Annotated in this window: 14 protein-coding genes; 10 read left to right on the top strand and 4 right to left on the bottom strand. The window is 43.6% G+C overall.

Going from position 1 to position 22053, the window contains the following annotated elements:
* Nucleotides 1-247: 247 nt before the first annotated feature.
* Genes AC0VYE_RS28460 through AC0VYE_RS28450 form a run of 3 tightly spaced genes read left to right on the top strand, consistent with a single transcriptional unit; the run spans nucleotide 248 to nucleotide 2875 of the window.
* A complete protein-coding gene (locus AC0VYE_RS28460) occupies nucleotides 248-385 on the top strand; it encodes a hypothetical protein (RefSeq protein ID WP_475443993.1) in 138 nt (45 codons plus the stop codon).
* Nucleotides 382-546, top strand: a complete 165-nt coding sequence (locus AC0VYE_RS28455) for a hypothetical protein (RefSeq protein WP_475443991.1) — start codon at nucleotides 382-384, stop codon at nucleotides 544-546. The genes AC0VYE_RS28460 and AC0VYE_RS28455 overlap by 4 nt, the downstream gene beginning before the upstream one ends.
* Nucleotides 547-580: 34 nt before the next feature.
* Entirely contained in the window at nucleotides 581-2875 is a 2295-nt protein-coding gene (locus AC0VYE_RS28450) for a glycoside hydrolase family 95 protein (protein WP_475443989.1), read from the top strand.
* Nucleotides 2876-3239: 364 nt separating this feature from the next.
* Here AC0VYE_RS28450 and AC0VYE_RS28445 read toward each other — a convergent pair whose 3' ends face one another.
* Nucleotides 3240-3791 carry a helix-turn-helix domain-containing protein gene (locus tag AC0VYE_RS28445; RefSeq protein WP_475443987.1) on the bottom strand — a complete coding sequence of 184 codons (552 nt, stop codon included), beginning with the start codon at nucleotides 3789-3791 and terminating at the stop codon, nucleotides 3240-3242.
* Between the two features lie 142 nt (nucleotides 3792-3933).
* Here AC0VYE_RS28445 and AC0VYE_RS28440 point away from each other — a divergent pair, with 142 nt between their 5' ends.
* Genes AC0VYE_RS28440 through AC0VYE_RS28425 form a run of 4 tightly spaced genes read left to right on the top strand, consistent with a single transcriptional unit; the run spans nucleotide 3934 to nucleotide 7179 of the window.
* A complete protein-coding gene (locus AC0VYE_RS28440; protein WP_475443985.1) occupies nucleotides 3934-4335 on the top strand; it encodes a DoxX family protein in 402 nt (133 codons plus the stop codon).
* Between the two features lie 23 nt (nucleotides 4336-4358).
* On the top strand, nucleotides 4359-5018 hold the full coding sequence (locus AC0VYE_RS28435; RefSeq protein ID WP_475443983.1) for an alpha/beta hydrolase: 660 nt from the start codon (nucleotides 4359-4361) through the stop codon (nucleotides 5016-5018).
* A 6-nt stretch (nucleotides 5019-5024) separates the two neighbouring features.
* Nucleotides 5025-5795, top strand: coding sequence for a DODA-type extradiol aromatic ring-opening family dioxygenase (locus AC0VYE_RS28430; RefSeq protein WP_475443981.1), 771 nt, complete (start codon nucleotides 5025-5027; stop codon nucleotides 5793-5795).
* Between the two features lie 25 nt (nucleotides 5796-5820).
* Nucleotides 5821-7179 (top strand): hypothetical protein, encoded by a 1359-nt coding sequence (locus AC0VYE_RS28425; protein ID WP_076267123.1) that lies wholly within the window; start codon nucleotides 5821-5823, stop codon nucleotides 7177-7179.
* 193 nt (nucleotides 7180-7372) lie between these two features.
* Here AC0VYE_RS28425 and AC0VYE_RS28420 read toward each other — a convergent pair whose 3' ends face one another.
* From AC0VYE_RS28420 to AC0VYE_RS28410, 3 genes are read right to left on the bottom strand one after another with little or no spacing between them, the layout of a single operon-like run.
* Nucleotides 7373-8971, bottom strand: a complete 1599-nt coding sequence (locus AC0VYE_RS28420) for an ABC transporter substrate-binding protein (RefSeq protein WP_076267122.1) — start codon at nucleotides 8969-8971, stop codon at nucleotides 7373-7375.
* A gap of 49 nt (nucleotides 8972-9020) precedes the next feature.
* Nucleotides 9021-9887: a carbohydrate ABC transporter permease gene (locus AC0VYE_RS28415; protein ID WP_475443978.1), complete on the bottom strand. Its 867-nt coding sequence runs from the start codon at nucleotides 9885-9887 to the stop codon at nucleotides 9021-9023.
* 52 nt (nucleotides 9888-9939) lie between these two features.
* Nucleotides 9940-10893 (bottom strand): ABC transporter permease, encoded by a 954-nt coding sequence (locus AC0VYE_RS28410; RefSeq protein ID WP_076267120.1) that lies wholly within the window; start codon nucleotides 10891-10893, stop codon nucleotides 9940-9942.
* A gap of 237 nt (nucleotides 10894-11130) precedes the next feature.
* Between AC0VYE_RS28410 and AC0VYE_RS28405 the strand changes: the two genes are divergently transcribed.
* From AC0VYE_RS28405 to AC0VYE_RS28395, 3 genes are all read left to right on the top strand, one after another.
* Entirely contained in the window at nucleotides 11131-13521 is a 2391-nt protein-coding gene (locus tag AC0VYE_RS28405; RefSeq protein WP_076267119.1) for an AraC family transcriptional regulator, read from the top strand.
* Nucleotides 13522-13730: 209 nt separating this feature from the next.
* Complete coding sequence (locus AC0VYE_RS28400; protein WP_475443974.1) at nucleotides 13731-15005, top strand: Gfo/Idh/MocA family protein; 1275 nt, start codon at nucleotides 13731-13733, stop codon at nucleotides 15003-15005.
* Between the two features lie 588 nt (nucleotides 15006-15593).
* A complete protein-coding gene (locus AC0VYE_RS28395) occupies nucleotides 15594-21578 on the top strand; it encodes a DUF7402 domain-containing protein (protein WP_475443972.1) in 5985 nt (1994 codons plus the stop codon).
* The last annotated feature ends 475 nt before the right edge of the window (nucleotides 21579-22053 follow it).

The raw sequence follows: 22053 nt of genomic DNA, 5'->3' as shown, positions 1-22053 counted from the left end.
AGGAAAATCCATGGTATATAAAAAGACAAACAGTTAATAGATACGGCTTAGGAGGTACAGTCTGTGAGATATGAAACGGTAAATCATAAGCGAGAGGAGGAGCGACGAGCTTTGGTCGGTTATTTATGGGATATGGGATTGTAGTAAAACTTAGGACGATTCGAAGCAGATAATATGACGTTTTAAGTGGATTCATGGTAATCAAACCGAGCAATGTCTGGAACTGCACTGGGATGATTGACAATCCGTGAATGAAGTGCAGGTGACGTTTAATGACGATGTGAACGAGTATTTCATTAATTTGCATCATCACCGAAATCCTTTCGATATCCTTCCCGAGCTTGTAAAGGACTATCGTATCGATGCGTGGAAAGAGGTTGCTTGACCGGTGTTTCACCGGGAGACCGAAAACTGGAAACGGACGAGAAGGCATATTTTCGGCGAATCCGTATGACCAAACGCCTGCGGCTTGTCGTCGAGTCGATTAACGGCAGCGAATATGCCGAAGTTGTGGAAATTAGAGCGTACAGTGAACTGAAATATTAAAAATGAATTGTTATACGGCAGGAGGAGAATGCGGATGAATAACGCGCGGGAGTGCTGGCGCCTCTGGTACGACCGTCCGGCGGAGCGATGGACAGAAGCGCTTCCTGTAGGGAACGGCAAACTAGGCGGCATGGTCTACGGGGGCATTCATGAGGAACGAATTGGATTGAACGAAGAGACGGTATGGTCGGGGAAGCCTCATTACGACGCCAGTCCTGGGCTGCAACAATCGATCGGTGAGGCTCGTCGCTTACTGTTCGAAGGCAACTATCGCGAAGCTCATGAATTGGCGGAAGAGCATATGAAAACGCCACTTAATCCTCAATACGGCCATTATCAACCGCTTGGAGATTTATTTATTCAATTGCACCTACCGTTGGGCGAAGTTACGAACTACCGGAGAGAACTGGATTTGAATGAAGCTGTATGCAAAACGTCCTATTCCGTTGGAGATATATTATTTACGCGCGAAGTCATCTGCAGTAGTTCCGATCAATTGATGGTCATTAGACTTGAAGCTGGCGGCGCGCCAAGCCTAAGTGGCAGTATCCGCTTGGAGCGTGAACGCGGCGCAAGCGTTCATCGGAATGGACCGCATGGCCTGACGCAGCGCGGAGCTTGCGATTATGAAGGAGTCGAATTTGAAACGAGCGTCACTGTCCGCGCAGACGAAGGAATGTGCTGCTCTACCGAGGATTCCGTCATCTTCAGTGGGTGCAAGGCGATTACATTGTTTGTCAGCGCCGCTACGACGTATCGGCACTTTGATCTTCACCAATCGAATGAGGAACGGCTTGAAGCCGCGGGCGGGCATTCGTGGGAGGCGCTGAAAGAAGCCCATATTCGCGATCATCAGCGATTATTTTATCGCATGGATATTGATTTGGGTCCGGATCAATTCGCGGACCTGCCTACGAACGAGCGTCTCGATCGGATTAAACAGGGCGGGGCTGATCCTTATTTGTGCGCTTTATACGTGCAATATGGCCGTTATTTGTTGATTGCAAGTTCACGGAGAGGGACGTTACCGGCGAATTTGCAAGGCATATGGAACGACAGCTTCACGCCTCCTTGGTTCTCCGATTATACAATTAATATTAACGCGCAGATGAACTACTGGCATGCTGAAACATGTAACTTGTCCGAGCTGCATGAGCCATTGTTCGACTTGATGGATGCGCTCATACAACCGGGACGTCAAGCGGCTCGCGAGCGCTACAGCTGCAACGGCATCGTATTCAGCACGAGGACGAATCCTTGGCTGAATACGTCGCTGCGAGCGACACCATCGCTGCTGTGGCAAGAAGGAGCGGCATGGCTCAGCAGACATTATTGGGATCATTATCTGTTTACTGGGGATAAGGTGCTGCTGGAGAAGCGCGGTTATCCGTTTATGAAGGAAGCGGCTTTGTTCTATTTGGATTTTATGGTGGAGCATCCGTGTTACGGATGGTTGGTTAGCGGACCGGCGACATCGCCGGAGAATATCTTCTTGGCGGCGGATGGCACGAAGACTGCTCTGGATATGAGTCCAACGATGACGGTTCAAATCATTGACGATTTGTTTGGAAATTGTATTCGGGCAAGCGAAGTGCTAGGGAAGGATCATGAATTCAGAGAGCTTCTCATTCGGAATCGCACACAATTGCCGCCGATGCAAGTCGGCCGATTCGGCCAGCTGCAAGAATGGCTTGAAGATCATGAAGAGCCGGAGCCGGGGCACCGGCATATCTCGCATCTGTTCGGCTTATTCCCGGGACATAGCATTAACGGAAAGACGCCTGAACTGCAGGCCGCCGCCCGGAATTCGTTGGAACGAAGATTACGGCATGGCGGTGGACATACGGGATGGAGCTGCGCATGGATTATCAACTTATGGGCGCATCTGGGAGATGGGGAGCAAGCCTATCGCTATATCCATACTTTATTAGCCCATTCTACAGAAAATAATTTGTTTGATACGCATCCTCCCTTTCAGATCGACGGGAATTTCGGGGGGGCTGCCGGTATTGTGGAAATGCTTGTGCAAAGCGATGAAGACGAGATCAGGTTGCTGCCTGCTCTTCCAACCGCGTGGGCAGAAGGAAGCATTCGCGGCGTCTGCGCCCGGGGAGGATTTGAGCTCGAAATGCGCTGGAGCGGCGGAAGAATGGACAAGGCGACCGTCACTTCCAAGCTAGGCCGGTGCTGCCGCATAACGTTTAACTTCGGTATGATAGAGATTCAGGTTCGATGCGGGAACGAGCTAATTCGGACAACTATCGATCACAACAGATTGGAATTTGATACTCAGATAGGGGAGCAATATGAAATTACGATCTCAGCTTAAACAGAACGACCCAATTCATGATAAGGGAGAGGGAGTCCAATGCTAACGGTCAGTAAACCTTTTGAAGCCAATTTTTCTCACTTAGAAAGTTCAATGTCCCGAATGGTTTAAGGACGCCAAACTCAGTATTTGGAGTCATTGGTATCAATTGCATGATGTGTAACAAGTCTCATTTATTATTGAATATAGTTCGTTTTGTCTCAATTATAGACGTTACTCACAATCTGATTGAGGCTGCCTAAAATCGTTGGAAATTCCATCTGCTTCGAATTTACCCAATACAGGTTTTCAAAAGTTATTGAAAAAAACCCACATTCGGCCTATCTGGCTCGATTGTGGGTTTTTGGCTTAGTTAGATGAGGTCCTATCCATTCTCATTTTCATTTTCATTCTCTTTATAGATGGACATCAGCACGATTGCCGTATCTTCACCTATATTTCTTACTAAATGTGGCGTACAAGCATTCCAACTAAAGGAATCACCTTCTCCAAATTCAGCCTTATCTTCCCCTTGTTCCGCGTAAATTCTCCCCTTAATGACCACATGGACCTCCTCACCTTCATGTGCATGAGGAGTATTGCCAGTCGTAGAACCAGGAGGAAACTCTATAATCATCATCCGTACGTTTTTTGTGGAACTCAAGTGTTCGACTTTTAGATTTTCTGAACCGCTTGTAGTGATTGTCCTCTCGTTTTTCCGAACAATTCTCATTCGCTCTTCTTTCTTTAGAAGCAAGTAGGCAAGTGGCACTTTAAGTGCTTGAGCTATACTTTCTAATGTTGAGATGGACGGTGAGGTCTTATTCGTTTCAACCTGACTCATAAATCCTTGAGACAGGCCGGTTGTTTCGCATATTTGAGCGATTGTGATATTTTTTCGCTTCCGGATCGCTCGTATAGTGGAGCCAATATCCATCTAATCACACCTCTAGAATATTTGTAATACTAAATTTAATTTTATATTATCAATATTTATATTGACAAGTCAATGTAAATCGTTTTAAATTACACCTATAGAAAATATATTTCTATTACTAATATTTTTGGAGGAAAAAAGAATGACTAAAACAGCTTTTGTTTCCATTATCATGCGTGTGGTGTTGGGCATCATATTTATATTTCACGGAGTGGATAAGTTTCAGGGAATAAACAATGTAGAAGCTTGGTTCAGTTCGATAGGTATCCCAGGAGTTTTAGCTTATGTTGTTGCAGCGATTGAACTTATCGGCGGTATATTGTTGATCTTGGGGTTGTTTACTCGTTATGTAGCAGGATTGTTTGTCATCATACTCATCGGTGCAATTATAACCGCGAAATTATCGGCTGGACTTCTTGGTAACGGTCAAATGGCTGGCTATGAGCTGGATCTTGGATTCATCTTGGTCTCGTTGTATCTGGTTGTTGCCGATCGATCTCCGTTCTCTGTTGACCGTTTTATTATGAACAAGCGCAGTGAATAACTTACAGAATGGAGGAAACGAAGATGAATCCGAAATATCAATATGACGTTCACTTACCGGTTAAACTAAAGCAAGGAAAGAAATATCCGACGATATTCACCTTCCACGGCAAAGGATCGAATGAACAAAATATGTTCGGTTTGGTTGCTCCATTGGCTGAAGATTTCATCATCATAGGGATTCGCGGTAATTTGCCGCTTGGTACGGGATTCCAATATTACGATTTGAAAAGCTTAGGAAATCCAATTCGAGAGATGTATGACCAAGCGGTTATAGATCTCGAAGCATTCATTCATTATGCGACTGAGGAGTATCCAATCGATCCTGACAAACGTTATTTGCTCGGCTTTAGCCAAGGCGCAATCCTGTCCATGACGCTTGCACTTACAATGGGAGATCAATTAAAGGGAATCGTAGCGTTGAACGGATATATTCCTGAGTTTGTGAAAACGGAGTATTCACTTCGAAGTGTTAAGGATGTTTCCGTATTTGTCTCGCATGGAGAAATCGACTCCGTATTCCCGGTTCGTATCGGGCACGAGACAGCTGCCTATTTAAAAGACCAGACGGAGCGCTTAACTTTCAAACTATATCCGACCGACCACGGCATATCTGAAGAGAACCAGCTAGATTTTATGAAGTGGATGAAGAAGGATGCGGAATTAAACATAAATAAGGAGTGAGATCACATGATGCCATCCTATTTTTTCGCGCACGGCGCACCATCAATCGTGCTCGATGATAACGAATATACAAAGTTGCTTAAGCAATTTAAAGAGCATACGCCAAGACCGAAAGCTATCGTTCTCTTCTCCGCTCATTGGGAAGAATCGATACAGACGGTTAGCGCCGCAGAAACTTATGAAACCATTTATGATTTTGGCGGGTTCCAAGATGAGCTTTACCAGATGACCTATCCGGCACAAAGCGACCGATCATTAGTAGATCAGATTCAAAACTTGTTTACAAAGCATGGTATTGAGAACGTTCAAAATGAAAAACGAGGTTTGGACCACGGGGCATGGGCTGTTCTAAAACTACTGTATCCGGATGCAGATATTCCGGTCGTAGCGCTATCCGTAAATCGTTATCTATCTAATGAAAGACAATATCAAATCGGCAAGGGTTTAGCAGAACTTCGCGAGCAGGATGTTCTTATCATCGGAAGCGGTGGGACCGTTCATAATTTACGGAAATTGAACTGGCGGTCGGAGGGAATTGACGAGTGGGGGGAACAATTCGACAACTGGATTCAAAGTAAACTGGAGTCATGGGATACCGAAGCCCTGTTTCAATACCGTGAGCTCGCTCCGCATGCCCAAGAGGCTGTACCGACGAATGAGCACCTCATTCCGCTTCTTCTCGCCATGGGAGCAGGTGACGTCAACCGTAACGCAAAACTTCTTCACCGCAGCTACCAATACGGCAACCTAAGCTTAAGCTGCTGGCAATTCAACTAAGATGAAATGAAAGAGGGCGGATCGGATGACATCCGCATTTAAGACGGCAGCGGAGAGGATAATAATATTTTCCATTGCCGCTGTGTATATTGCGTTGCAAGCGGCGCAGCTTGAGATGCTGGTCTTTCTGCTCGGTGGATTGGTGTTTTCTGCAATCGTCTTACTGTTGCCAAAACTGAAGGGGATGACGTTTTGGCTCACGATTTTCTTTGTGACTATTGGAGTTGTACTTCTTGCGCTTCAGAAAGCAAATGCTAGGATTTGGTTCGAGTCGGCTGGAATAAACGTGACCATTGTAACGCTTTTCCTATTCGCTCCGTTGTTCGGGATTCCAGTTCGTATTCCTGAATACGTTAAGGCCTTGAAGCGGTTTTACGAGGCTAACCTGCACAGCAAGGCCGCTCTATACTTGGGAACGCAGCTGCTCACTCAAATTATGGGCGTATTTATCAACGTAGGTTCGATACCGGTTGTTTATCAAATGGTCTTTATTAAACCGCAGCCAGGGATGAGCCGTTTGCTTGCAAATGCGCTCAACCGAGGTTTTGCGGGAGCGATTCTCTGGTCACCTTATTTCGCTGCCATGACACTAGTGACTTCAACGTTAGGACTGTCCTGGTCGTCCGTTCTGCCCTATATGCTTGGACTCGCCATTCTTAGCCTCGGCATAAGCTGGGCAGTCGATTTTCGGGAATTGCGTGACGCTAGTCTAGATGAATTTGAAGAGGCAGTAGACAAAAAGGAGAACTCGAATTTTCCAGTTGGACTCGGCATGTATTTAATAGGCGCCATAATTGTCATCTTAACCATGGAACGTATGATCAAGCTGCCAATGGTCTTATTAATCTGTATGGCTGCAGTAGCTTTCCCTTTGTTCTGGTGCATTATAAAGGGGACCATGAATATATACAGAGAAGGAATTATAAATCATGTAACAATCACTTTGCCGGCTTTGCAGAAAGAGATTACGCTTTTTCTGGCCGCTGGCTTTTTCAGTGGCGCAATTGGGATTACAAACTTCGGCTCAAAGGTTCCGAATTTACTTGAGTTTGTTCCAATGCCGATTTCCTTCACATTCACGATATTAACCGTTCTTTTGATTGCAAGCACTTCATTAATTGGTCTCCATCCAATCGTGCCAGTGACTATGCTTGCTGGAGCCATTGATCCCGTGAGCGTGCAAATCAGCCCAACTTATTTTGCGGTGCTGCTGCTTGGAAGCTGGGCTTTGTCTAATCCCATCTCGCCGGCTTCGGCTGTAAACAACTTGCTGTCCGGTTTGCTAAAGAAATCAGTGTTTGAGATAGCTGCACCGAATTACAAGTTCGCCGGCTGTATGGCGCTCAGTTTGATCGTTTTTTTAATGGTTGTGGTGAGGTATTAGAACAAAAAACTAAAGAGTGGCTGGTGGCATTAGAAAATGTAAGGGCATTACAAGTTGACTCGATCGAAAGAATAGCGTGAAAAAGATTTACACATAAATGAATAACGAATAGCGTATTCCCTTCTACTTGGCTCATTAAAATAGAAATCCGGTGTAAGCGATACACCGGATTTCATTACTGAGTGAGAGATTTTTATTTTTTCCAAGTGTCATATTGAGCTTGTTTTTCTTTGATGATGTCATCTACGCCAGCAGTTTTCAAACGCTCGAGGAATTTAGGCACGGCTGTAGTCGGGTCAATCGAACCAGAGCTGATAGCCGGGATCATCTCAGTCATAACGGAAGCTACGTTGGCAACTTGCGTTTTTACAGGAGTTGGGTCAAATACAAAGCCTGATAATGGCGAAACATCTGCTGTTTGATCATTTTCAAAAACGATTGACTGAGCTTTTCTCTTCATTTCGCCAGCCGCATTTTCGGCATGATCGGCACGGTTGAATGTTGGGCTGAAGGATTGACCGATTTGCCATTCATTCCAGTTGAAATTATATTTGCCTTCAATTTGAGTGAAGTCACCTTTTTCGTTGTAGGTGTAGTCAACGTCTTTTTCTCCTAATGTAATGAGTTTGTATAGATCATCATCAGTGTTTAGCAACTCAATTAATTGCAAAGCCTTTTCAACGTTTTTTGAACCTGAATTGATAGCAATAGCTGCATTGGAGGCAGCTCCAGCTGAAATCAATGTACGAGTAGTAGATACGGATAGAGCAGGGAAATCTTTGTATTCTGTCATGGACATAGCTTGCTCTTGACCTGGAAGATCGATGCTGTCAGGCCAGCCATAGTGCATCGCAAAAACAATTTTTCCAGCTTTACGATCAGGAGTTGTATCTTTTACCGTTGCACCATCTTTGCGCACATAGCCTTTATTGAACCAGTCACGCATAATTTCTGCGTATTTAGCGAACTCAGGAGTTTCAAACTGGTTGATAACTTTGTCTGGCGCATTGAGATTGACCCAGCCAGGAGTTAGCAAATCACCTACAGGCTCCATATCCCAGTAAAGCGGCTCATTGGCAAAAAAACTATGATTAGCGCTAGTTTCAAATCCGATCATATCAGGATGCTTAGCTAACGCTTGACCAAGGAATGGTCCTACCATTTCGAGAGCTTCTATGGTTGGCTTGCCTTTAACAGCTTTCCAGTCAAACCCCGTTTCTTTAAGAACATCTTCGCGGAAGATAAAGCCACTGCGCTTGGCAACGCCCCATTGCTGATAATTGACAACTGCATAAATACGATCATTTATTTTCACACCATCCCATAGACCTTGAGGGATGCGGGAAAACGTTTCTGGCGCATGTACAGGAAGAAGGTCAGTTAAGTCAGCATACGCTCCCTTTGCAGCGTTTCCGAAGTAATTGATTCCACCCCAGAATGCAGTGAAAGCAAGATCCCAGTCGTCGCCCGAATTGATCATCAGATTCATTTTATCTGCATAAGTACTGCCGTCTACAAGTACTAAATTCAATTTGGCATTGATTTTTTCAGCAATAATTTTATTAGCTTTGTTCATGATGCGGTCAAAGTCATTGACAGGGCTGTTCGACATATAGAAGTTAAGGGTAACGAGTTCTTCTTTTTCTTTTTCCTTTTCTTTTTCAGCATTTTTAGTATCAGGTGCTGGAGTCGTAGAATCGCCGTTAGCGTTTGGTGAAGCCTTCGAGCAGCCAGACAGGATCATGGTGAGAAGCAGAGTTACGCTGATCAACAACATAGAAATTCTTTTCATTGATATCCCCCTAAAAACTAATTTTTTTCTCAACTAGATTCTTGTAAAATTACTCTTTTACAGCACCTATTGTTAAGCCTTTCTCGAAATACTTCTGTAGAAAAGGATACAGTAATATAATCGGACCGATGGCAAGTACACAGGTCGCCATCCGTGCTCCTTCACTAGGAAGCATACCGATGGCGGCTTCCATAGATTTAGATGCTGCTTCATTGGCTTGCAAATAGCCGATATTGTTCATTAAAGATTGCAGTAAATATTGCAATGTGTACAGCTTCGGCTTTTCGATATACAAGGCAGTGGTCGTCCAGTCATTCCAGTAGGTAATCGCTGTGAACAGACCGATAGTCGCCAGTGACGGCTTTGAAAGTGGAAGTGCAATACTGAAAAAAGTACGAATTTCACCTGAGCCGTCTATGCGTGCAGACTCGAACAAGGAACTAGGAATCGATTTGAAAAAGTTTTTCATAATGAGCACGTTGATCGCTGACACAAGGAAGACGACAATGAGAACCCAGATGGTATTCTTAAGATGCAAATATCGCGTTATTAAAATGTAGGATGGAACAAGTCCGCCATTGAACAGCACGGGAAGGTACACGAATAAAGTGAGTGCATTTCGATAGGTAACTTCAGGTCGCGTCAACGAATAGGACAGCATCGAAGTAACAAGTAAATGCAGCAGCGTACCAACAACGGTTACAAAGATCGTTACTGCGTATGCATTGGCAATCGAGCCTGCTCCGCTAAATACGTATCGATAAGCTGAAATATCGAACACTTTGGGCCAAAAATTATATCCGTCGACCATAAGCGACTTTTCAGCTGTAAACGATATCGATACAACTAATAGCAGCGGAATGATACAGGCTAGTGCTGATACAATGAATATGAGATGAATCACGATCTTTGACACGTGAAAGTTTCTTGCTAAAATGAAAATCCCTCCCTTTCTCTACGCTGATCGATTAAAATAAGGCGCTGTCGGGGTCTGTTTTTTTAATAATATAGTTAGAAATCAGGACAAGAACGAGACCAATCACTGCCTGATATAGACCAATTGCAGACGACATGCCATAGTCGTTCAGCTTTTTCAGAGAGCGGAATACAAGGGTGTCTATAACATCTGTTGCACCATATAGTGCTCCTGAATCATTGGAAAGGGTATAGAATCCATTCCAGTCGCCCAATCCGCCATTGAACAACTTACCTACCCATAACAACATGAGGACGATAATTATTGGTTTCAGCAGAGGCAATGTAACATATTTGACTTGCTGCCACTTCGAAGCGCCATCCAATTGAGCAGCTTCATAATAGTCCGTATTAATCCCCGCGATCGCTGCTACATACAATACCGAATAGTAACCGATATTCTTCCACAGATAGGCTAAGGGAAGAATATAGTGCCAATGTGAAGGCTCACTGTACCAGTAAATAGCTTCTCCACCATATGATTCGATAACATTGTTGACAATACCTCGGTCTACACTAAGCATACCGAACACAATATACTGAACTACAATCCATGAAAGGAAAACTGGCAGCAATAAAGCACCTTTATAGGTGGCTGAGAGCTTTTTATTTTTCACTTCGCTCAATAGAATGGCCAATATTAGTGCACCGAGCGTAACGGCAACCATCTCTATGATATTGTAGAAAAGTGTATTGAACGTAACAATTCTCGCTGTTTCGGATTTAAAGAAAAATTCGAAGTTTTTGAACAGCGGATCCATCCATGCGCTTCCGAATATACCATCGCGTGCATTGTAATCTTTGAAGGCGATTATGACACCGCCCATTGGGATATAACACATGATTGCAATGAATAGAAGACCAGGTGACATCATTAAATAGAAAGGAAACTGTTTACGTACGCTGCGCAATGTTCTGTTATGAATTGGTCTTGTAGTTAGTTTCATTGAGTTCACCCCCTTCCGTGCAATTAATCTTTTACTTCCCTCATTGTATTTAGTGGTACTTTTATCCACAACAATCAAAACCATCATTCTCTTAGTTTTTCGACAGATGGCATCTCTAAAAAATAATGAAATCTACAAAGAGCTTTAATCGTTGTGATGCTAAATGGATACTTATGCTATTATGATGATAATTGTAAATACATAGAAAATCGAAGTCGTATGAACTGGGGGATCACAATGAAGCTACCGAGGATATTGGAAAAAAACAGTACGAGCTTTTTTCGCAAATCATTCTTCTCCTTTCTGATTATTACGATCCTCATCACTGTATTGCTTACTGTTTTCTTGACCATTACTTATTTACGCACGAGTATCTCGATGATTAACCGCTTCAATCATGAGCTGATTGAACATTACAATTACAGTATTACCTACCTAGATGAGACTGCAAAAAAATTAGGAAATGCACTGTACAGCGATAAAGATATCATCCAATTTATTAATATGAAGAAAAATGATGAGATCGTGGCGATTTTAGCAAGCAAGGTCATTGACAAGCACTTTCTGACACTAAAAGATATCGATAGCGTTTATCTTTACAATGCGGGGGCGGATTTGTTTTATTCTTCAAGGAGCGGTGAACGCCAATCAGCCTCTACCTTCTCAGATCAAGCGATTGTAGCGCTGCTAACCGATAAAAATTTTATAGCGGAGTATCGTGGTCGGCCTATTGTGACATCTGTAGAAGAAGCAACGCAATCGGCCGATACATGTTCCTATATATTATTTGAACCGGGGGAGACTTTATCGGGCTTGAAAAATGCTATTGTCGTCAACATTCGCACGAAAGCGCTTACGGAATCTATTCAAGCGATCAATGGCAATGACCCTGAAACGAAATCTTCTTTTTTAGTCGTTGATTCAAACGGCTCTATTCTAAGTAAGACGCTCACACCGGAGTTTGAGCATAATATGAGTGAAGTAGGCGGATTAAGCCAGCAAGTAAATGAACTTGTTGGAAGCAATAATCAGATACGAGAAATTGGGGGTATCAGCTATTTGGTATCCAGCAGTAAAAGCAACGCAAACAATTGGTACATTATGGGCCTTACTCCTGTAAAAGAAACGTTTAAGGATGTAATTAAAGCATCAATGGTGTCTGCGGGTATCGTAGTTGTTGTATTTATCATTTGCGCAATAATTTGCCTGTACTTGGCTCGCAGACTGAATCATCCGATTCAAACGATTACGAAAATTATTAACGGCGAAGCTTCTGAGAAAAACGATGTAGTCATTTCGAGAATGGAAGAATTTCAATTTATTTTGTCTGTATTCGAGTCTATGAAGGAGAGAAATCAACAGCTTGATAAAATAATCCATGAAGCAGGCTATGCGGTCAAACAAGACTTTCTTAATGCACTATTAAGTGATAGTACTACACACTCTATAGACCAAGTGCAGGAGAAACTACATGACATCAAACTGGATTATATCGCCACCAGTCAGTTGTGCATGTGCCTCATTAAAATCGATAATTACAGCCAATTTGTATCTGTGAATAGCCAGAAGGAACGATGGGCACTACGCTATGCTATTGTGAATATTGCAACAGAACTGGCAGCGGACTATGGTGTGTGCGAAATTTTCAGCAGTGAGCCCGATAAATTCGTAGTGATTATGGATTGTTCCACAGTAACCCAATATAAAGTGCTGCAGGAGAAAATAGAGCGTTACTTGCTCGAGGTACACAGTAATACACTTAAGTATCTTCGTATTTCTTTATCTATGGCGTACAGCACGATGTTTCAGGGGATTGAGCATTTACCTAGCATGTACAATAATATGAAGGGCTCCATTCTGTTGAAGATGCGCTACGGACATGGTTGTATTATTACTCCTTACATGATGGATGAAATCAACACGGATAATTTTCATATACCGGTCAAGAAAGAAGAGCAGTTGGTTGAGAAAGTACTCGAGGGCAATTATGAATCTGCTGCCGCAATCTATCAAAGTATCAGTCCAAAGTTATATCAATACACTTACGACGAAATTTTGTATTGCATTGTTCATTTGATTTACAGTGTTTACTCCAGTGTGCTAAGCAAGATGCCTGCAGTAAAGGATAGCCAGGATTTAACTCTACAAAAGTTTTTGCGCGGGATTCAAAATGCAGAAGTGAGTACAGATATGGACAGCATTATGGATTCATTTTTACAGAAGCTGTGTAATAAAGTGGAGGTTCTCAGGAACACTTCCAATAGTAATGACCATCTGATCCAACGTATTGTCGCAATTGTCGAGCAAGAATATTCCAATACAGAGTTATGCCTGAGCTCTATCGCCGAAAAATTACGGTTATCATCTAACTATGTCGGCCATATATTCAAAACTGCACATGGGCAGTCTATTGCGCAGTTTATTTTCGATACGCGAATGCAAAAACTGGACGAATATATGCGCAATACGCAGCTTCCTTTAACATCCATTATTGAAAAGGTGGGACTAGAGAGGAATAATTATTTTTACACGCGATTTAAAAAGCATTTTGGCATGTCTTTGAGTGATTACAGACTGCAGCTTGGGCAAGAGATAGATCATGAAAATGATATGCCATTTCAATATTAGCATCGTTCTGAAGAGCCTGATTCCATTGCGGATATTGGGCTTTTTTTTATTAACTTGAAAGTTATCAGATAGAATTCAGAGAAAAGATATTAAATAGTAGTCGATTTGTATTACTTTTCGAAGAATTACAAACTTTTTATTATTTTCAAAATGGACGAACCTATTTAAGCTGATATTAACTAACAATAGAGATGGAGTGGAGCACAGGAATGAAAAAAATTACTGCTGTATTAATTGGAGCTGGACAAAGAGGGGGAGGTGCTTATGCTCCATATGCCTTGCAACATCCAGACGACATTCAATTCGTTGCCGTTGTGGATATCGATCCTGAGCGAAGAGAGCGATTCCAAAAAGACCATGGTGTTCTGAATGAGAATTGTTACTCGAACTGGGAGGATCTGCTTGCAGGGCCGAAGCTAGCCGATGCGATTCTCATCTGTACCCAGGATAAACTGCACTATGAGCCTGCGTTGAAAGCATTGGAGAAAGGGTACCATGTGCTCATGGAAAAGCCGATGTCACCCGATCCAAGAGAATGTATTGTCATGGGGGAATATGCTGAGAAATATAATCGGGTATTTTCGATATGTCATGTACTTAGGTATACGGACTTTTTTTCAACGATCAAGCAGATTATTACGGAGGGAAAAATCGGCAAACTCGTTTCAATTCAACATACTGAAAATGTAGAACATCGTCACCAAGCACATAGCTTTGTAAGAGGAAACTGGAGTGATTCAGAGGTTTCGAGTCCAATGATTCTGGCGAAAAGCTGCCATGACATGGATATATTACAATGGCTTGTTGATACAGATTGTACTAAAGTTTCATCTTTCGGCTCATTAACTCATTTCCGCAAAGAAAGTGCGCCGGAAGGCGCGCCTAAGTACTGCTTAGACGGTTGCCCCGTGCAGGACAGCTGCCCTTATTATGCACCTAAAATGTATATTGAACGAGATGATTGGGTGGGTGAGGTGCTGCGCACGGTCGTTAGCAACGATACAAGTGATGAGGGAGTGCTTCGAGCACTGAAAAATGGGCCATATGGAAGATGCGTGTATCATTGCGATAACAATGTGGTCGATCATCAGGTAGTGAACATGGAATTTGCAAATGAAGTGACGGTTGCGTTCACAATGAGCGCATTTACTTATGAAGGCGGACGCTCGGTGAAGCTAATGGGCACTCATGGTCAGATAAGAGGCGATATGGAGAAGAATGTAATTGAAGTGACGAGCTTTGTTACTCGGGAGACGGAGACAATCACTTTGGATACGAACTTGGCAGGTCATGGGGGCGGTGATACAGGTATAATGAGAGATTTTGTACGTCTTGTTCGGAGTGATGGGAAGGAAGAAGGGCTTACAGGTGCAGGTGTTTCTGTAAAGAGTCATCTGATTGCTTTCGCCGCTGAAAAATCGCGTTTGGAAAGCCGAGTTATTTTGATGGATGAATATATCAATGAATTAAAGAATAGGAAATGATTATGCTTTGACACATAGGACAACGGGTGTTGACACGCCGATGTATATCTACGATGGTTGTCTAAAACACGGTCGTGTTCGATCTTTTGACACTGCGGATTACTTCAAAGTGTTTCTACCTCGTTCGAGAAGCTGACTCTGGACTCTGCAATGATTCATTTGGTCAACACAGATGTTGAGATGTATGATAGTGGAAATAAATCAACGGCAGTCTAGGACTCTTTTTTTCAGTCCAAGGCTGTCGTTTTTTTGTAATTCGAGTCAGTCTAATAGGAGAGGATAGCTGTTTATCCCTTACAGGACATAGTCTTGTTGGATCAATTAAGTAGAGAGTGATTAATTATTGAAAAATATATTTTTCAGAGAATCTCAACAGTCAATTATTAGAGGAATGTATGCTTTTTTGTGTATGCAAGATCTCGCCGTTCTACTAATGTGAAATTACCGTCCACGGTAGTTGGTATCCTTTATTAATAGAGAAAAGAAAAAGGAGGGAACTTATGCATGATTGCGGTTCGGCGGATCCAAGCAAATAGGCAACGGTCATAAAAACGTCTGGAAATTGACAATAGAGGAGGAATGGTATTCATGATGAAAAAAATCAGAAAAACGACTTCCCTTGCATTGGCAACTGCCGTGATCTTTACATCATTTTCGTTTGGCTTTCTGAGCACGAACGTATACGCGCAGCAAACGGCGGGCAATGCTCCGTTTATGAACTCGTGGCTGGTCTCCGGTCCTTTCGATTCGCCCGTAGCGGATCAAATCTATGCATGCGATGCGGGGGAAATCGTAAATTTAGCGCCGCAGGCATCGGAAGTTACGGCATCCGCAGCTCTTGCAGCGAATCCTGTCTCCAATTTAGTTGACGGGAGTACAAAAAATCAGTGGGTTACGGAAAACGATTCCAGTCCGTGGGTGAATTTGAAGTGGAGTGAACCTATTGCAATCAACGAAGTTAAATTAACGCAATGGGGCGACTCGCGTCACATTAACAATTGGTATCATCTTACTTTCACTCTTGAAGACGGAAGCAAAGTAGAATCCGGAAAGATTGACAGCACGTCTCCAAGCTCATCGGAACCGACCATATATACCATGCAGACTGCGTTAAAAAATGTAGTTGAAATGAAGGTTGAAGTCGACAAAGGACGTACGCCGTATCCTTCGATAACGGGCATATCGGAAATAGAGGTCTATAACAAGCCTAAGAGTGAATCCGGTACGGGCAATTCTGTAATCGCTCCCAAAGTTGGTGATTCATTAGGCTCAGCAAGTGAAAATAATAAATGGGAATATTTTGATGATCGCATTTATAACCGCAACTACGATGATTATCAAGACTTATACGGTTATTACACGGTCAAAAAAGGGGTCGACACGAGAAATAAATATGTGTACGCTCACTCCTATGTTTATAGTCCGACTGAACAACAAGCCTATTTTAATGTAGGCGCCAGCGGTTCGTATCGGCTCTATGTAAATGATGCATGCGTTACCACGCCGACCACCCCGGTGGAAGTGCAGAAGGATTTGACAAAACAAGCGATCCAATTGAAACAGGGTTGGAATAAACTGATGATTCAAATCAAACATACCTACACAGAAGATGTGAATGCCAACAATGTTCCGGTAGGAAAGGATCAGAACGTAGCTTATCTCGGGTTTTATGGCCGAGTCGCGGATCAAAACGGCAATAAAATAAGCGGACTAATCCAATCGGTCGAAGGCGAAGCTGAATCTTTAAACATTGTCACGCAAGGCCTTTCAACCGAGGATGAGCTGGAAGCCGCACTTCCAACTCATAATATGCCGATTGGTTACAAGGAATGGCCTTATGTATGGAATAAATCGACTTCCGCTAAGCAACACGGCGTCGCGGCATCGGCATTTCAATTTATGGCGAGCGGTGGGAAGCCCGGTTATACGTGGACGATCGTAGACGGCAAACTGCCTAATGGCTTGGAATTAAATGCAGATGGAACCATTACAGATGGATTAGTAAATGGAAATGTCGACTTAAGTAGCAGGAAAGGTATCATCGATATTAATACTAAACCAGGTGATTATAACTTTACTGTACAAGTAAAGGATTTAGATGGAAATACAACTAGTAAGGATATGACCATTACAGTAAAGGAACGTCCTAACAAATGGTTTGAAGAAGGGCGTGTGGGTGCTTTAACTCATGCTTTCCCGTCGTACAGCAATTTTGTGGACCCGAATTTCTCGATTGATCTATGGGCAGAAAGAGCAAAGCGTCAAGGACATTCATTAGTTTCAATTGAATCGCTGCAACAAATTTATACTTGGCCGTCTAAATTTGCAGATCCGAAACATCCTCGGCATGAGCATTTACCCAAGGATGAAAACGGCAAGCTCTTCGACACCATTAAGCCTTTTGAGGAGGCAGTCAAACGCCATGGCATGAAGTTCGGTATCTATTACGCAACCGAAGGCGGAGGGCTGCAGCATAATTCTACGGATGTGTTTATGCAGAATGTGGAGGACCTCATATTGCGTTATGATCCGTCCTACCTTTATTTTGACGGTCCTCAAGCTATGCGCAGCGCCAATTATGATGTAATGTACAGCAACATCCGCAATTATAGCGATGAAATTATCGTCAATTCCAATGCTTGGGGCGAGGAGTTTGGAGACCCGGATCTAAGAACGGCGGAAGCGGATGGCATTTACCACAACGCTGGGGCGAATCATCTGTTGAAGCGGACGCCGATGGAACCGTGGAAACTGATTCGGACGAAAAACGCGCTCTCTCCCTATTACGGCAAACGCGACGATTTCCGGCAAGTGGCGAAAGAAATGATGATGAATGCAGGCAGAGGCTACGTAGACAATAATGATCAGACGCCTGTAGACAGCCGGGGGCCTTTCTGGGATTCTGTTCAGGATATCGCAACAAGGTATCCGAAAGCAGAGCAGGAATTCATAGATGTGAGAGAAGCAATGATCGCATGGTTTACGCCTGCAGGCAAACCGGAGAGGCATGAATCCACGACAGGGACAACGCCCTATTTCCTCAGAGGCTATGGCTTCGCAGATGATGGAAAAGGAAACTATGAGAAATTTGCTTTTCCTAACAGCACAACAGGCCCGCAATGGGGATATGCGACTTATCGGGATAACAATATCTACCTTCATATTATGAAAGGTCCCGACAGCAAAAAAGGATTCGATGCGATTGCGGATAGATCTTTGACTATTGGTCCGATCAAGGATAACGTAACATCGGTAACATGGTTAAACGAAAATAGTCCAATCCCATCATTTACACAAAGCGGGGACAGCCTGACCATTGATCTGGCGGGCGTACAGGAGGATCCGATCGATACGATCATCAAAATTGTAACGGACAATTCCGCTCGCAAATATTCACTTACGAATGTTAATGCGACGGGCGAGCAGTTATCGCCTTCGTCACTCCAAATCAACGCCGAGGGATATATGACCTTCCCAGCGCTTAAAGTCAAGCTTTCCGGTTTAACTTACCAAAGCGGGAATGCTGACATAGCGGCAGTCAATAATAATGGAACCGTGACTCCGGTATCGAATGGAACAACAACCATTACCGTAAGCGGTACTTATGAGGGAGTTAAGAAACAGGATACATTGAAGGTAACTGCAAGAGACGGCAAAATTTATGTGGGTGAAAGTATGATTGGGGCAACATTGCTTGTCAATGGCAAGGAGTCATTTGGTGAATTCAACACATTAGAAACACTCCGCTATCAGATTGAGGGCAGATCAGCGAAAGGCGGAGCCATCGGATTGGATGCCGCACAAATTGTATGGCACGGCGGCATCGTTGACGTGCAGGCGGGGGATAAATATAAACCAGTTGCGATCAAAGAAATAAGTACTTTTACTTTCAACAAAAATGTAATGATCACGCCGTATGTCGATCAACTAATGAAGGGTGTTGTTTGGGCGGATGTCACGTTAGACGGGAAGACATTTACGACCAATAAAGTGTTCATGGATGTGCTTCCTTATACCAATCTTGCGAAGTCTGCCGAGATTACAGCGAGCCATAATCAAGCTGCGGTAGAACATTTAGCGGATGGCAAAACTATCGACGGCATTCATTTTGATCAAGCAAAATGGTCCGTTGCAGCAGAGGAAAAGGCATGGATTCAATTTCAGCTGCCGACCAAGTCCGAGATTGCAAACATCAATATCAATTTTAATTCATTAGATCAAAGATATATCAATACGCCGAAATCGATTAACATCCAAACGAGCGAGGATGGTACGGCTTGGAACGATGTCAGCACCGTTAATGGTCCGACGGGGAATGCTTATTTTGGATTCTATAATCAATATCCAGTAAACACTTCGGCGCAATATGTCAGATTCGCATTCGAGGGCGGCTCAAACGGATCGACGATGGATTTGTTAGAAGTGGCTGTGAATGGACTTGATAAGTCCAATTTGTTCGATAGCTTCGAATATGAGTTCAAACCAGTGAACGCGACGACAGGGAAATATGACATTAAAGCTTACACTGGCGCGGGCGAGCAAATCGATGGAAATGCTGAGGTTGTGGTGACAAGTGAAAATCAGGATGTCATTGCGGTGAATGAATCCAACCTGATAACGGCTGTTTCCGAAGGTATGGCCAAATTGAATATTAAGGTAATGATTGGCGGACGCTCACTGGAGAAAGTGGCATATTTATTCGTTGATAAGTCAGGACATCTCTATATTCGTTCTTATTTGAACAAAGTTAGCGTTACGTTGAATAAAACGACTATTAAACCTAACGAACCGATCGTTGCAGCTATTGAAGGTTTGTTAGACACGGAAGAAAAAGGTGATTTATCAAGAGCTGTAGTCGAATATCTGTTTAGTGATTCGAGATTGGAGGTTGTTCCGGGCAGCAATACGATTGTGGTAAAAGGAGCTGTCAACAAAACGTTCCAATCGACTGTGAAAGCAAGAGTAACGCTGGATGGAGTGATTGTGGAGTCAAATCAGCAAAGCATTACTGCTGTAGCCGCAAATATAGCCAACATCGCCACCGTATCTGTATCCTCTGTAAGAGATAGAAATGGCGTCCCTGATGGAAACAATCAGGACGATCGCTATTTTGGAATTAAAGCGATTGACGGTGATAAAGGAACTACATGGGCAGCGAAAGCTGCGGATAAAAACCCATGGATAAAACTTCAATTCCCTAGTCCTATGGAAATTAGCCATATTAATCTGGTTGATAGAGGACACGATGTGAACCAAATTGTTGAAGGACTCCTTGAGTGGGAGGGCGGCAGCCTAAAGGTAACGGGAATCAAATGGCAAGGCCAACCGGATAACATCGTGACATTCGATACTCCGATAACGACAAGTTGGATTAAGTTTACCATCGATCCGGAAAATAAATACAACAATCCAAGCGGTGCAGAATGCGGACTGGCAGAATTTGAAGTATACGAAGCTCAGAAACCATTCGTAAAAACGATTGTAGATTACAAATCGGTTGCCGTAGATACGGACCAAGGCGTAATTCCCGCACTTCCCGCACAGGTTGAAGCCGTGTACAACGAGGGAACGACTGGACTCGCGGATGTTGTGTGGTCACCAATTACGGCAGAAATGGTAGCCCAAGCGGGCGTGATTACCGTTAAAGGAATGGTAGAAGGATCATCGGCGGAACCAAAAGCTACGATTAGAGTAGCCAAGGTTCAACAATTGTTTACGCTCAGCCTGAACAAACCGTCCTACAGCCTGACCGTAGGCGATACGCATCAAACGGTCGTCACATCGACATACAGCGAATCCGGCGTCGTGAAGGATGTCACCTCGCTAGCCGTATTCACGACAGAGGACTGGAAGATTGCCACTGTAGATAACAAAGGAATGGTGACGGGAGTAGGGGAAGGAAGCACGACATTGAGCGCAACTTACGGCGGAAAAACGGTAACGGCGCAGGTTCATGTGACAAAGAGCGGTGAGCAGCAAACAGCCGTGAGGCTTACTGGACCGTCTTCGGTCATGAAGGGCGAGCCGTTCTCGGTGAGCTATGGTCTGAAGGAAGTACAAAATCCGGTGCTGGGCCAGGATGTGCTGCTCCAGTATGACTCCAGTCTCTATGAATTCAAAGAGGCGGTTGCCATTCATGAGGGAATTAGTGTCTATGTACAGGAGATGCCTGCTCCTGGACAAATACGTTTGCTAGTCGCTAGTCTTGGGATGGACAATGCGATCAAGGGTGATGAAGAAATCGTAGAGCTGAAATTTATAGCTAAGCAAGTCTCGCAGAACGCAAGCGGGTCGATATCAGTTACAAGCGCCGCTTTAGGCGACGCGGAAGGAAACGAGAGTGGGGCGATTCCGGCGTCCATACGCGTAGAAGTGACGGCGGTTCCTGTATTGCCAGGAGACTCGAACAACGATAACAAGTACTCGATCGCTGATCTTGCCATCGCAGCGGCTCATTATGGCATGGATGACAAGCACCCAGATTGGAATCAGTTCAAGTCCGCAGACTTCGATCGCAATGGCGTTATCGATATTCTGGATCTTGCGGCGATTGCTAGAAAAATTTTGGAATGACCAAGGGAATCGCATTCAAAACCTGTAACGAAGATTCATAGACGCTAACCGTGCAACCATCCGCCTGGTCATCATGCAGAGCGGGTGGTTGTTTCTCATGCGATGCCGAAATCGTAACTTAGCGAATATCAAAGGCTTTTTCATATGCTAGGATTGAAAATATTAAAATCTTAATGAAAAAAGTTCATTTTGGAGATCTGCTGTCGTTAATTTTTAGAGGAATACCTCCTTTTTTTTGTATTCAAGATGAATCAGATCCATTAGTGTTGAGTTGCAATCCACAGGAATTCATTTTTTTTGATCGCGGAGGATGATGCTTATCGGGGGTTAGCTGCACAAATTCTTAATTACATAAGGAGTGTGATAGAAAGGAGATATACTTTGTATTCATTTCTGCGTTGTGAATAGATAAGTTTTCGTGAAAGCGGTATCATGCCGGACCAAACGACTAATAAAGAGTCTGTTTCTAAAAAAC

It is taken from the genome of Pristimantibacillus sp. Z349TD_6, from assembly GCF_056173205.1.
Note: the sequence above shows the minus strand (reverse complement) of the source record. Positions and strands in the feature narration are given on the sequence as shown.

Bases quoted from the DNA above. Each gene is read 5' to 3' on its own strand.
- AC0VYE_RS28450 (WP_475443989.1), top strand. From the start codon at position 581: ATGAATAACGCGCGGGAGTGCTGGCGCCTCTGGTACGACCGTCCGGCG.
- AC0VYE_RS28445 (WP_475443987.1), bottom strand. From the start codon at position 3,791: ATGGATATTGGCTCCACTATACGAGCGATCCGGAAGCGAAAAAATATC.
- AC0VYE_RS28440 (WP_475443985.1), top strand. From the start codon at position 3,934: ATGACTAAAACAGCTTTTGTTTCCATTATCATGCGTGTGGTGTTGGGC.
- AC0VYE_RS28435 (WP_475443983.1), top strand. From the start codon at position 4,359: ATGAATCCGAAATATCAATATGACGTTCACTTACCGGTTAAACTAAAG.
- AC0VYE_RS28430 (WP_475443981.1), top strand. From the start codon at position 5,025: ATGATGCCATCCTATTTTTTCGCGCACGGCGCACCATCAATCGTGCTC.
- AC0VYE_RS28425 (WP_076267123.1), top strand. From the start codon at position 5,821: ATGACATCCGCATTTAAGACGGCAGCGGAGAGGATAATAATATTTTCC.
- AC0VYE_RS28420 (WP_076267122.1), bottom strand. From the start codon at position 8,971: ATGAAAAGAATTTCTATGTTGTTGATCAGCGTAACTCTGCTTCTCACC.
- AC0VYE_RS28410 (WP_076267120.1), bottom strand. From the start codon at position 10,893: ATGAAACTAACTACAAGACCAATTCATAACAGAACATTGCGCAGCGTA.
- AC0VYE_RS28405 (WP_076267119.1), top strand. From the start codon at position 11,131: ATGAAGCTACCGAGGATATTGGAAAAAAACAGTACGAGCTTTTTTCGC.
- AC0VYE_RS28400 (WP_475443974.1), top strand. From the start codon at position 13,731: ATGAAAAAAATTACTGCTGTATTAATTGGAGCTGGACAAAGAGGGGGA.
- AC0VYE_RS28395 (WP_475443972.1), top strand. From the start codon at position 15,594: ATGATGAAAAAAATCAGAAAAACGACTTCCCTTGCATTGGCAACTGCC.